Source organism: Vibrio sp. CB1-5 (assembly GCF_059412285.1).
On sequence record NZ_JBJHPB010000017.1, the window covers coordinates 33,871 to 47,392 of the forward strand.

At 44.3% G+C, this 13,522-nt stretch carries 9 protein-coding genes and 1 pseudogene; 5 read left to right on the forward strand and 5 right to left on the reverse strand.

The window, feature by feature from the left end; all coding sequences use genetic code 11:
• Positions 1–145 precede the first annotated feature (145 nt).
• Positions 146–1,636 (reverse strand): chitinase, encoded by a 1,491-nt coding sequence (locus ACJB0T_RS13160; protein ID WP_479294669.1) that lies wholly within the window; start codon positions 1,634–1,636, stop codon positions 146–148.
• A 651-nt stretch (positions 1,637–2,287) separates the two neighbouring features.
• On the opposite strand from ACJB0T_RS13160, the gene ACJB0T_RS13165 reads away from it, so the two are divergent.
• Entirely contained in the window at positions 2,288–3,976 is a 1,689-nt protein-coding gene (locus ACJB0T_RS13165) for a hypothetical protein (protein WP_479289730.1), read from the forward strand.
• 252 nt (positions 3,977–4,228) lie between these two features.
• Entirely contained in the window at positions 4,229–5,437 is a 1,209-nt protein-coding gene (locus ACJB0T_RS13170; RefSeq protein WP_479289532.1) for an IS256 family transposase, read from the forward strand.
• A gap of 23 nt (positions 5,438–5,460) precedes the next feature.
• On the opposite strand, the pseudogene ACJB0T_RS13175 reads toward ACJB0T_RS13170, so the two are convergent.
• The 4 genes and pseudogenes from ACJB0T_RS13175 to ACJB0T_RS13190 form a co-directional block, all read right to left on the reverse strand.
• Positions 5,461–5,607: pseudogene (locus tag ACJB0T_RS13175) on the reverse strand (DUF2805 domain-containing protein); the annotation flags it as partial.
• A gap of 44 nt (positions 5,608–5,651) precedes the next feature.
• On the reverse strand, positions 5,652–8,063 hold the full coding sequence (locus ACJB0T_RS13180; RefSeq protein WP_479290281.1) for a response regulator: 2,412 nt from the start codon (positions 8,061–8,063) through the stop codon (positions 5,652–5,654).
• A gap of 430 nt (positions 8,064–8,493) precedes the next feature.
• On the reverse strand, positions 8,494–9,087 hold the full coding sequence (locus ACJB0T_RS13185) for a GNAT family N-acetyltransferase (protein WP_479290283.1): 594 nt from the start codon (positions 9,085–9,087) through the stop codon (positions 8,494–8,496).
• Between the two features lie 269 nt (positions 9,088–9,356).
• Positions 9,357–10,694, reverse strand: a complete 1,338-nt coding sequence (locus ACJB0T_RS13190) for a Na+/H+ antiporter NhaC family protein (protein ID WP_479290285.1) — start codon at positions 10,692–10,694, stop codon at positions 9,357–9,359.
• A 261-nt stretch (positions 10,695–10,955) separates the two neighbouring features.
• Here ACJB0T_RS13190 and sbcB point away from each other — a divergent pair, with 261 nt between their 5' ends.
• The 3 genes from sbcB to ACJB0T_RS13205 all read left to right on the forward strand — a co-directional run bounded on the left by sbcB (position 10,956) and on the right by ACJB0T_RS13205 (position 13,522).
• Positions 10,956–12,377, forward strand: a complete 1,422-nt coding sequence (gene sbcB / locus ACJB0T_RS13195; RefSeq protein WP_479290287.1) for an exodeoxyribonuclease I — start codon at positions 10,956–10,958, stop codon at positions 12,375–12,377.
• Positions 12,378–12,468: 91 nt separating this feature from the next.
• Positions 12,469–12,834, forward strand: coding sequence for a CidA/LrgA family protein (locus ACJB0T_RS13200; protein WP_479290289.1), 366 nt, complete (start codon positions 12,469–12,471; stop codon positions 12,832–12,834).
• A 1-nt stretch (position 12,835) separates the two neighbouring features.
• A complete protein-coding gene (locus tag ACJB0T_RS13205) occupies positions 12,836–13,522 on the forward strand; it encodes a CidB/LrgB family autolysis modulator (RefSeq protein WP_338164479.1) in 687 nt (228 codons plus the stop codon).

The window sequence follows — 13,522 nt, forward strand, 5'->3', positions numbered from 1 at the left end:
GTTTGAGACTATACATAAGATGCAACTGGTTTTCTATACATGCGGCTTATTGTTTTTGCTTTAAGTTATTAATATACAATGAATTTTACTGAATACCGTTCTTGATGTTACTGACACCACAACATCGGTGGTGTCAGTAGATGTGCTAGTTACAAACTATCTGCTCCCAGAACCAGTTAGTTTGCGTCGGTGTTTCCCAAACCCCTGGTTTGTTTTTCGCGGTAAAGCACTTGCCTTGGTGGGTGACGGTATCGCCGACATTAACCTGTGTGACGCCAAGCTCCCAAGTGATCATGTTAGGTGTTGTTCCCCCTGTGTCACCGCCTCCAGTTCCGCCACCGCTACCCGTATCACCACCTCCAGTAGTAGGTAGTTGGTCAACAATGCGGACTTCAGGCCAATTTGCGTGGGAGCCATAAAAATTGGTCACACACTTTTCGTAATCTCCGGGTACCAGAGCTGAGTACGCTGTTTGATAACCCACAAGGTTACATTCGAATGAGACACCTTCTGGGCGATCGGCATGGTATTTCCAGCTTGCTTCCCAGTTGGTATATAACACATCGGTTGCACCATTCAGATTTAAGCTACCGTAGGGAGTTTGTTGCCAGCAAGTGTTCGCTTCATCGGCTTCAATCGGGATCTGATAGTGAGCGGCCAATCCTTCCCAATAGCGAATACGATTGACGGGCTGACCTTTATCTTTGTTCTGCTCGCCACACTCAATGCCACCATTGATGATGTTAATAGTGGTGCCAAAACCATAGCCAATCCCCGCGTCAATTTCTCGCTGTGAGGGTTTCCATGTACGGTCAATCACGTGCAGCATGGCGGGCTTAGGTGCTTGTGGAGTTAGGAAGAACCAAATCGCTGAGGCGAGGTTGAGCCAAGAATCGGCGACGAGTACAGGGTTATTAAGAAGCACGGTAGCATCACCATCAAACATCACTTCCGAGAAAGGGCCATAGTTAAAGTGGTAGGAAAGCTGTTTGGCGCCGCGACCGAAATAGCCTTGGTTGGGTGAACATGGCCAGCGCTTGTTTTGCCAATCATTTTGGCCGCAACCTGTGGTATAGCCTTCTTGGCCTTCCGACCACCCCATTTCACGCACATGAACTAAAGCTTGCTGCCACTCTTCCAAAGCAAGTGGGTTATCCCAAGTGTTATCAAGCGCGATATGTCCGCCAGTTTCTTGGGCGAAATGCGCAAAAGCCGTGACGATAGAGCGCTTACAGATAGCATCTGCATTGCGACCGTCGGTGTAGTCGCCACAAAACGCAGGGAATTTACCGATGGCCTGTAAAAAGCGTTGATAGGTGTATTCAGGAGCGGCCATTTGAGTAAGAAAGTCCCACTCGGAGCGTGGGAACACACGCTCGGCACGTTTTACGTTGTCTGGGTTAGTGGCTAAGCCTGCATCGATCGCATCGACAATAGCATTTGGGGCGGTAGAGAGCGCATTAGCCCAAACGGCATACATGGGGTCGCTGGTTTGAGCTGCGGCACTCGCTTGTACTTCGCTACGCAATAACACATAGCCAGTAGGGTTGTCTGGGTCTGGCTGTGGATTGACAGCCAAAGCAGGCATGCTGGCACTAATGAGTGCTGCAGTTGCCAACAGTTGAGAGGGTTTCATTTCACGTTCCTTATTGTTTATAGGGCTAGTTTTTAGAGACTCATGCTGAGTGAGTTCTATTCGCTAGTAGAAAAAACTAAAAGAAAGGCTATGTGCTAGTTACTATGAAAACCATTAATTCTGAGAGCGTTATTGGATTGCTGCGAGGCGTTTCAAGGTGAATTAGAATGAGTAATGTCTAGATTACGTAAAGGTGTGCCATGGTTCGAAACTTTAGATGTAGAACAGCCCAGTATTGACTGGGCTGAAATCGATAAAGTGTTTTGACTTAAAGAGCCGATTAACGCATCGTCACAAAATACCTACACAGGTGGTTTCAGCAATAAATCTGGAAAGGTTTACGTGATAAGGCTTACGAGCCTTTTCCAGAAAAACAGTAATTTTTAGCTGCTTTTCCTAAATCTTGAACTTTGATGCTACCAGTTTCCAGAAAATTAGTCACTTCTTAAAGGCGAACTTTTGAGGCGTTGAGGGGTGATGCCTTGCGGGAATAAACTCATTTTTGCCCCATTCAAAGTTACGTGGAGAACACTTCTCAGTCCAACAAAGTGTCATTTGACTTATTTCTTCTAATGTCGCTAATGTGTCTAAAGGGGCGAGTGAACATCAACTCTCAACAAGTAGCAATAAACTAATAATAAGAAGGTAAAAATGTCAGTTGCAAATACCAGAAAGAAAATTGAGAAATTCCTACTATCTGAAATACCCGAAGTACTAGTCATAAAGGGTGATTGGGGGGTAGGCAAAACGTTTACGTGGAAAAAATTCTTTAAGGAAATCAGGGAAGAAAATCACATAGCACTAAAGCATTACTCATATGTCTCTCTATTTGGTATTGAATCTCTACATGAACTTAAGCGAGGTATAGCACTCAGTAAAGTTGATACAAAAATCGCCTTGAGTCGCAACGTTGAGGAAGAGCTAAACCTTAAGCACTACCTGAATAAAATTGGCAGCACCGTAAAGCAGCCAATAATGAAACTGTTAGATAGTGGCAAAGATGTTGAGTTATTCGGTGTTGCTGGTTTAGGAGGCATGGTTGACTCTATCCTTTATGCGACGCTTTCAAAAACAATAGTGTGTTTTGACGATTTAGAGCGTCATAGTGATTCACTGTCTGTAAGAGATATTCTAGGAATGGCTTCTTACTTGAAAGAAGAGAAAAAGTGCAAAATCGTCATACTGCTAAATGAGGATGGGGATAAAGCAAGGCTCGAAGAATACTTCAAATATCACGAGAAAGTTGTAGATACCCAAATCGCTTTTGAGCCAACTGCGATAGAGTGCTTTGACTTGGCAATTGATGAACAAGAAAAATATGACCTAATCCGAAAATGTTGCGTTAGTTTACAGATAAAGAACATTAGAGTATTGAAGAAAATTGAGCGACATGCACAAGAGCTACTTAAATTCCTATCCTCTTATGACGAAATGATAGTACAACAAGCTATCTATTCGTTAGTTGCAATTAGTTGGTGCTATTACTGCCACAGTTCAGATCCCGAAAAGATACCATCATTCGAGTTCATAACCACTAAGAAAAGATTATTTGGATTATCTGATGATCAAGAGGATAAGGTAACAAAGCTTTGGTCCCAAAAACTAAATCAGTATGGCTACCAGTACACAGACGAGCTAGATGTGCTGATAGCTGAATGTATTGAACAAGGGTATGTAGACGAAGAAAAATTGAAGTTACTATGTTCGTCAAAGCAAGAAGAAATTAACAACCAAAGTAAAAATAAAGGATTAGAAGAAGCTTGGAACCTGTTTCATGACTCTTTTGCTGAAAATACACAAGAGGTTGTTGAAGCAATGAAGCGAGGGCTAGAAGCTTCCGTTCACCACACTAGCTCATCACAGTATGGTCAGGGAGTAAAACTTATACGTGATTTAGGTGATGACCAACTTGCAGACGAAATGATTGCCAATTACATAGATAATCACAAAGAAAACTATGAAAGATTTAATCTTTCAGATCCATATAGCAACCCTTTTGGAGTCGATGACCAAGGGTTTGCTGACAAGCTTCAAGAGGCTTTCGAACAATACAACAAACACCCTGAACCAATAGAGATTTTAGAGAGAAGAAGAGGCCAGAACTCATTTAATTCTTCCGAAGCAGAGGTATTAAGTAAAATTCCTAAGAAAGAGCTAAAAGAAATGATTAAAAGCTTTACGGGCAAAGACCTCACTGATTATGTCCGAGTAATTATCATGATGGGGTCAGCAAATAAAGCTCTACAAACGAACATAAACGAAGTTCTTCAGGAAATTGGTGACGAAAGCAATATTAACAGGGCTAGGTTGGCTAAATTTGGTATCAAGAACAGCAAATAATCATTAGCGAAGAAGTGGAACGACAAAGCCCCTTGGTGTCGGTGGACATTAAAGTTTGAAACTCGACAATAAAGACTAGAACTATGACAATAAAGTTCGAAACTTTTCGATGCTTTTTGTCGTAGTTTGGCTTTTACTCTGAAAAGGTTTTGCCCCGAAGTTTGTTACGACCCACATATGAACTTGGGAGAGAGTGTCCTGAATTCTGTGTAACTGTCTAAACTTAAGCCTTAAAGGCTAAGGATGGACAATATGGATAAGAAAGCACTCGAAGCTTTTGCTCGTGAAGCAGCGAAGTCAATCAAGACAGAATCTGATCTTGATGACTTCCGAAAAATGTTAACCAAGGTGACCGTTGAAACGGCGTTAAACGCTGAACTTGATGAGCACCTTGGATATCAAAAACATCAATCTAGAACCAGCTCCAACTCCCGCAATGGCTATTCGGGCAAGTCAATCATCACCGATGATGGAGAAGTCGATATCGACGTCCCTCGCGACCGTGAAGCCAGCTTTGAACCTCAACTCGTCCGTAAGCACCAAACTCGATTCCAATCCATGGACGACAAGATATTGAGCCTCTACGCGAAAGGCATGACCACACGTGAAATCGTCGCAACGTTCAAGGAAATGTATGATGCAGACGTCTCGCCAACACTGATATCAAAAGTAACCGACTCGGTGCTTGAGCAAGTGATTGAATGGCAGTCGCGACCTCTCGATGAAATTTACCCTATCGTTTACCTCGATTGCATTGTGGTTAAGGTGCGTCAAGACAAGCAAGTCATCAACAAATCCGTGTATCTCGCGTTAGGCGTGAACATGGAAGGCCAAAAAGAACTGCTCGGTATGTGGCTCTCTGAAACGGAAGGTGCCAAGTTCTGGCTTAATGTGCTGACTGAGCTTCAAAACCGTGGGGTGAAAGACATCCTTATCGCTTGTGTTGACGGACTCAAGGGCTTTCCCGATGCTATCAACACTGCGTTCCCAGAGACGCAAATACAGCTCTGTATCGTGCATATGGTGCGAAACTCGGTCAAGTACGTCCCTTGGAAAGACTACAAAGCGGTGACGACTGACCTGAAGAAAATCTACCAATCAGCCACAGAAGATGAGGCGCTGCTGGCCTTAGGGCAGTTCTCTGACCGATGGGATAGCAAGTACCCTCAAATCAGTCGCTCTTGGACGGCGCATTGGGACAACCTCAACACCCTGTTTAACTACCCAGAGGATATCCGCCGAGCGATTTACACGACTAACGCCATTGAATCTCTCAATAGCGTTATTAGAAAAGCGATTAAGAAGCGCAAGCTCTTCCCAACAGATGAATCAGCTCGAAAGGTGATCTACCTGGCTATCCGAGATGCTTCCAAGAAGTGGACTATGCCGATTAGAAACTGGCGACAAGCACTAAACCGCTTTATGATTATGTTCGAAGACCGACTCACTGAATACATGTAACTCCGACAGTTACACAGAATTATTTACAGGGTCATTTTTAGTTTTGTATGCTTTGTCACTCTACCTGAAACACGTGCCCTCCACAATTTGAAACAGCCTTTCTTAAGCCGAGCACGCATAAAGCGTATGAGCTCTAACTCGCTTATCCTAAATTGCAGCTCAATGGCTTCTATGGACACCATCATCATGCGCTCAGTATTGATGGCGATATCACTCATGCCAAGTTTCTTTCTCCCTCATCAGAAGAATCTTGTTTCACCTTATGAGGGAGCCATTTCGCTAGCGCATCGCCTAACGCTTTCGCGCTGATAGGCTTTGAAATGTAATCATCCATACCCGCTTGTAAGCATTTTTCTTTATCACCTTGAAGGGCGTTTGCCGTCATTGCAATCACGGGGATCGAATGATTGATATTGGCATTGCTCGTGTTCCGTATAGCTCTTGTCGCTTCATAGCCATCCATTTCTGGCATCTGGCAGTCCATGAATACCACATCATAAGCAGAATGAGTGCGCAATGCCGCCAACGCTTCTAGGCCGTTTTTCGCCTTATCAACTTTAATACCGTATTTCCCTAGTAGAGACTGAAGCACGACTTGATTGGTCGTGACATCATCCACGACGAGGGCGTGCGCTTGGTACTGGGTTTTCTTCTCGGGCGTGTGTCTTGTTACGAAGCTATCTTTCGGACTATCAGAGCCAAGACCTGAGACCTTCTCCAGAACACTGAGCAGATCGGATTGTTGCATAGGTTTAGTTAAATAGCCGCTAAAGCCGGCTTGTTGCATAAGTTTGGCGTCACCCCTTTGTACCACAGAAGAAAACATGATCATTTTAGTGTCTTTAATGGAGTCGCTCTTTAATATTTTGTGCGCCAGTTGTACGCCATCCATATTCGGCATTTGGTAATCAATTATTGCGATCGTAAACGGATTGCCCTGTTGCTTGGCGTTGGTCAACGCTTTCAATGCGTCTTCACCGCTCTCTACGACTTGATGCGGAATGTCCCATTTGCTGAATATCTGCTGCATCAAGTTTCGATTGGTTAGAATGTCATCCACAACCAACAAGTGTTGTTTTTTCAAATCTCCAGTCGGTAGATACACAACAGACTGCTTGTCTGAGTTCTCTAGAACAACCGTAAACCAAAAATTCGATCCTTTTCCCTGCTCACTGACGACGCCAATTTCGCCACCCATGATTTCAGATAGTCGTTTACTGATCGACAGACCAAGCCCAGTACCACCATATTTACGTGTTGTAGAACTGTCCGCTTGAGAAAAGCGTGAAAACAACTTCTGTTGCTGCTCTTCACTGATACCTATTCCAGTATCTTTCACCTCAAACTTAATCACGCTGTCAGTAAGCCGCTTTTTCACTAAAGAGACATAAACCGCAACCTCTCCTTTTTCCGTAAATTTGATAGCATTGTTAACTAGATTGTTCAGCACCTGACGGATCCGTCCAGGATCGCCTTTGTAACAACAATCCATGATTGGCGTCGCTGGACATATTAGCTGTATATCCTTTTGCTCTGCTGCAAAATAGAGCATCGCACCAACATCCTCTATCACTTCTCCTAAATCAAAATCAATCACCTCAAGGTCAATCTTCCCTGCCTCAATTTTTGAGAAATCCAATATATCGTTAATGATTGACAGCAAAGACTCGGCACTATTCTTCGTGGTTTCAGTCATCCTTAACTGTTGCTCGTCAAGCTTAGTGTCCAATAGCAAATTCGTCATACCTATCACACCATTCATAGGAGTTCTGATCTCATGACTCATTGTTGATAAGAACTCGCTTTTAGCTCGCGCAGCGGCTTCTGCTCTTTGGCTCTCTTTTTTTAGTCTCTGATTGTACTCATGCATTTTGATATCAGTTTCAACCAAGTTCGACGTCATGTTTTTAAAGCTCGACGTCAACCTAGAGAATTCATCTTTACCGTGAAGGTGCTTGCTATCACTAAGTTTCTTCAAGCCTAGCTTAAGCCTGCCAGCTCCTACGTCGTGAGTAGCTTTCAACAGAGTATCAACACGTCGTTTAACTCGAGCTGAGCTCCAAAAGGCCACAAAAACCGAAATAATTGCTGAAAAGACAGTACCTAAAATCAGCACTAAACTCGTTTGGGTCGCTGATCTTGCCGATTCGAGCGTCCTCACTTGGATTAGCACTTCTTCCACTTCGATAAAACTAGCAAACTTCTTTCTTATTTCGTCGATGATTGACTTACTGGTTTGTTTCTGTACCAATTCGATGATGGTACTCATTTGCTCCTCACCCTCTCTCACACCACGTCGTTGCTCCACTAATTTTGTCGCCGCTTCAAGCCAACGTTTGTGCAAAGCATCTATTTGCCAGAGCAACTCAACTTGTGGAGGGTTATCACTTACTTGATCCGCCAGAATGACAATCTTTTCATCCCAAACGCCAAGTGAGGATTTGAAAGGCTCTAGAAATACTTCGTCTCCAGTGATCAAAAAGCCACGTTTACCTGTCTCCATATCAATAGCCATGGTCAGCAACTCATGTGCTCGAGCAATTGCTTTGTGGGTATGTTCCACCCAACTCGCATCTTCCACCATTGACTGAGTATTTTTGTGCACCGCCATAGAAACCAAAAGCATCAACAAAACCGGTATTGCAAAACTTATCAATACTTTTCGCTTTATTGGTATATCGTCAAACCATCGACTGAACGCTTCCATAACATCCCTACAAGTAATAAAGAAATTAATAGCAGTGTAGGACAAACAATCTTCATTTTTAGTGTACTTTAGAGGTAGGAGTAGCTAACTTTTGCGTAAATTAAGGACAAGAAAAGTATTCGATAAAATGTATCGAACCATCAATATTGAAAATAAATGTTAAAGCTGTAAGAGAAACATGTGCTAGAACGCTCTATTTGAGTCACTCTAGGTATTTGTGAGCATTGTCATAGGCCTCAATCTCAATCGGGGATTCTGACCCTGTAAATAATTCTGTGTAACTGTCTCTCGCATTTTTGGCATAAAAAAACGCGCTAGATTGACTAGCGCGTTTTTCATCAATACTCATTTAACCTTGAACTGGCCGTAACATAAACCAGTAAGGGAAATTTTCACTCTTAGAAAGGACTTCAAAACCACGTCGTTCAAACGTCTTCACGACTTTTTCACTTGAAGCAACGACGTAAGTTGGCTTGCCGGCTGCATCGGCTTGATCTGTGACCGTATTAATAAGTGCACTTGCTAAACCTTTACCACCGGCTTTCGGAGATACACCTAAGCCCCATAGCCAGTAGCAATCTTGCATTGGTGGTACAGCAAGCATTTGTTCACACACTTCTTTGGCAATCTCGATTCGGTTAGAGCCCATCATTCGAGTAACGATAGATAACAGTTCCATTTTCTGCATGACATCGGGTTGATGAGTACCTGGCGGTCGCATGATAACGCAGCCATCCCTTTCAGGTGTTGTGTAAACTTCTCCACCAGCAAGTCCCCATTCACCAACGGCCCAACGCCAGTAACAATCATGGGCAAAATCTGCCACTTCATCTTGACGCAGTGCGGCTTGCATTGCTTCGTTGTCTGCGTATGCATCCAAGAACATGGCACATAAATCAGACACGGCAGTGTAGTCGGCTTTAATAATTTGTAATTCAGACATGCTACTTCCTCTTGGCTAATATGGGTTAGCAAGTACAACTTTCCGCTTGCTAGTCTAGAATTGTTACCCGTTTAGGTTACTTACGTGCAAAACACTTTGTCAATCATCCGACGAAGCATTTGACCACTCGCTAACCAAATCACAACACTCTTTCAATAGTAGCCAATGCTCTACCTTTTGTTACTAAATGTATCAGGAGGAATGATAGAGATTCATTTGCAACCATAAGCGGCGATTCTACTTCTAACAAGCTGTCTTTGTAACTGTAGCTAAGAGCGTTTGAGGAAAATAGCCACAACAGCCGCAATGGCAAGAGCAAAGCAATAGTAAGAATTTGCGATGACATCTAATGGCGACAAGTTAAATACCGAACCCAGTAGCAGTACCTGAGCACCGTACGGCAGCAACCCTTGGATTACACAAGAGTAGATATCCAGTAGACTTGCCGAACGTTTTGGTGCGACTTGATACTCATCGGCCAACTCTTTGGCCACACTGCCCGACACAATAATCGCTACGGTGTTGTTCGCAATACAAAAGTTGACCATAGAAACCAAACCAGCGATACCAAACTCACTTGCTCTTCGGCTTGACGTTTTATCATGGCTCGAGCCAAAAGTGCGAATAGCTCGACTCACTAGCTTCGTTAAAAAGGCCAATCCACCTTGCTGGCGCATCAGCTCACTCAAACCGCCAATTAGCATCGATAAAAGGAAGATTTCCTGCATATTACCAAAACCAGTGTAAATATCTTGGCCGAGTGTCGTTAGACTGTAGTCATCAACAGAGAGCAAACTCACTCCACCAGCAAGCAAAATACCGACAGTCAACACAACGAACACATTCAAACCAGATACCGCAAGAACAAGAATGGCCAAATAAGGCATTACTTTCAGCCACTCAATATCGCCAGTTTCAGGTAAAGTCGTCGCCGAACTATTGAAAGCAAAAATAAGCATCGCAACTAACGCAGCGGGAATCGCGATTTTGACGTTCTCTTTAAACTTGTCTCTCATGTGACACCCTTGAGAGCGCGTCGCTGCAATAGTGGTATCCGAGATAATCGACAAGTTGTCGCCAAACATCGCACCGCTAAGCACTACACCCGCCGTCAACGGAATGCTCATTCCCGCTGACTGGGCGATTCCAAGAGCAACCGGAGCAACTGCTGCGATTGTTCCCATTGACGTACCCATTGCGGTGGCAATAAAGGCAGAAATAAGAAAAATACCTGGCAAAATCAGACTGGTTGGGATGGCCGAAAGGCCAAGATTTACCGTTGCATCTACGCCGCCCGAGGCTTTAGCGACCGCTGCAAAAGCACCAGCCAACAAATAGATCATGCACATTGCAACGATGTCTTGATGGCCAACACCACGTAAAAACTGCTCAATAGCGCGGTTAAGCTTCTCTTTACTCAGCAAGACTGCTAATACCACAGCTGGAAGCGCTGCAATCGGTGCTGGTAGCTGATAGAAAGCAAATTCAACCCCTTGCCAAGATAGGTAACTACCTACTCCAATAAAAAGAGTTAAAAAAAGTGCAAGAGGTAACAGAGCTACGCCAGAAGCTTGAGCTGATTGAGAGGTTTTATGTGGTGTAGACATACTAAAAGTCGCGTCGATGACAGAAAGGCGAGCAGACTAGTCTCTATCTATAGACTTGTCAACGTCTAGACGTCCAAACATCCAATGTTCAATTCCAAGAATGAGATGGCGAGATTGAGCAGCTGAATGTCCAATTAGACAGCAACAGCGGCTTTAAATTAGATTGTTGATTGCCATGTTTTAGCAGCGGTGGTCTAATATGGACTCAACGGAAAGCCCTGATTGTAAAGGCTCTCTCTCAGAACAAAGGAAGCATGCCCCATGTCTCAGCACCAACCCACTTTTTTCTTCTTCGATTACGAAACTTGGGGGGTGAGCCCGGCGAAAGACAGACCTTGTCAGTTCGCAGGGGTAAGGACAGATGCAGACTTTAATATCATTGGCGAGCCTTTAGTCATTTATTGCCAACCACCCGCCGATTACCTTCCTTCACCAGAAGCCGCGCTAATCACCGGAATTACGCCTCAGCTATGCCAAGAAAAAGGGCTCTCAGAGCCTGAGTTCATCGCTAAGATTCATGAACAATTAGCCACCCCCAATACAACTAGCCTTGGCTATAACAGCATCCGCTTTGACGATGAAGTGACTCGATACACTTGCTACCGCAATTTCATCGATCCTTATGCTTGGAGCTGGCAAAACGGGAACTCTCGTTGGGATCTACTCGATGTCATGAGAGCGTGTCACGCACTGCGTCCAGATGGTATTGAGTGGCCAGAAAATGAAGAGGGATTTACCAGCTTCAAATTGGAGCACCTTTCTGTTGCCAACGGTATTGAGCACGAAAACGCGCACGATGCGATGGCCGATGTTATCGCTACTATTGAGCTCGCGAAAAAAGTCAAAGCGGCTCAGCCTAAGCTGTTTGATTATTTCTATTCAAAGCGCCAAAAGCGCAAATTGAACGAGTTGGTTGATATCGTCAATATGACGCCACTAATGCATGTATCAGGAATGCTCGGGAAAGAGTGTCAGTACACTAGCTGGGTCGTACCAATTGCTTGGCATCCTACCAATCAAAACGCAGTTATTGTCGCGGATTTAGCGAAAGATCCTCAGCCTTTGCTCGATCTTGATGTTGAAGCGCTGCACCAAAGGCTCTACACCAAGCGAGATGAACTTGGCCAAGATGAGCTCCCGGTTCCACTGAAACTTATTCACTTAAACAAGTGCCCAATTCTTGCCCCAGCTAAAACACTCACCGCCGAAAATGCAGCAAACATTGGTATTGACCGCGAGCAGTGTTTAAAAAACCTTGCGCTTATTAAACAGCACCCAGAAGTTCGTGAGAAGTTGATCGGCCTTTACAGCATTGAACGTGAGTATGCAGAAGACAAGGATGTCGATACTCAACTCTACAGCGGATTTTTCACTCCTGCGGATAAGAGCGCGATGGATATTATTCGCGAAACAGATCCGAATAATCTGTCAGCATTAGACATTAGTTTTAGTGATTCTAGAATTGAGCCTCTGCTGTTCCGATATCGCGCGCGCCATTTCGCTTGGACGCTTGATGAGTCGGAGCAGACAAGGTGGGCAAATCATTGTCGTGAGTTTTTCGAAAGTCGTATTGAAGATTACATGCTAAATATGGAAAACTTAGTTCACGAACATGAGTCTGACGAGAAAAAGCTCGCCATACTAAAATCCGTCTACCGCTACGTGGAGCGTCTCGTTTCTTAACACCTCCATCCTCGTAGTCGAATGGCAGTCTAATGAGTCTATGTTTAGGCTGCCCACTGTATGTACACACTATTTTTACTAAGAGGAAGCCATGCTAAAAACCGTGCTTCGCTATGTAGCCTCTTTTGCCGTTATTTTTGTTTCACTTTGGTTAGGTAACGCCCTTCAAAGCCTACTTGACGTTTCCATCCCTGGAAGTGTGTTTGGCATGTTGCTTCTATTTTCCGGCCTAGCTAGCGGCCTAATTCCGGTTCACTTAGTGCAACCCGGAGCTCATGTGTTTATTCGCTATATGATTTTGCTATTTGTACCGATAAGTGTCGGCCTGATGAATCACTTCGATATGCTAGTGAGCAACGCACTCCCTATTCTAGCTAGTGCTGTGGGTGGCTCTTTGATCGTATTGATTGTGCTTTCGGTGTTCCTTGATCGCTTTTTAAAGAAGGGAGACAAATAATATGTGGCTTCCTGTCACCGTCATCGTGTTTTTTATTGCGCGCTTTATCGCCATAAAAGCAAAGAATCCCATTTTCAATCCGCTTTTACTTAGCATCGCAATGCTGATCCCTCTGCTACTGGTACTGAATGTACCATTTGATACCTATTACGCTGACAACGAGTGGATCAGTTACTTGCTTCAACCTGCGGTTGTTGCCCTAGCCTATCCCCTGTATGAGCAACTTCCTCAGATACGCCAAAACTGGCGAATCATTGCCCTGGCCTGCGGTGTGGGAAGTATAGCGTCTATGTTTACAGCATCGATTATCGCCGTATTGCTCGGTGCAGACATGGAGCTTATTGCTAGCTTACTTGGTAAGTCTGTAACTACTCCTATCGCGATGGAAGTTTCTAGCCATCTCGGTGGCGAGCCTGCGATTGCAGCCATCCTTGTGTTACTTGTTGGCCTATTCGGTGCCATTATGGCCTATCCAATTTACCAACTATTAGGCGTCACCCACCCGATTGCGAAAGGTCTTACTATGGGAACGGTATCTCATGCCCTAGGCACTGCCACAAGCGCTGAAAAAGATCCTCGCGATGCCGCGTTTAGCTCCCTAGCATTGGTAATATGCGGTGTCATTACCTCAGTGCTTGCGCCGTCGATGTTCGCCTTTTCGATTTGGTTGAGCCATTGGCTTCACTAA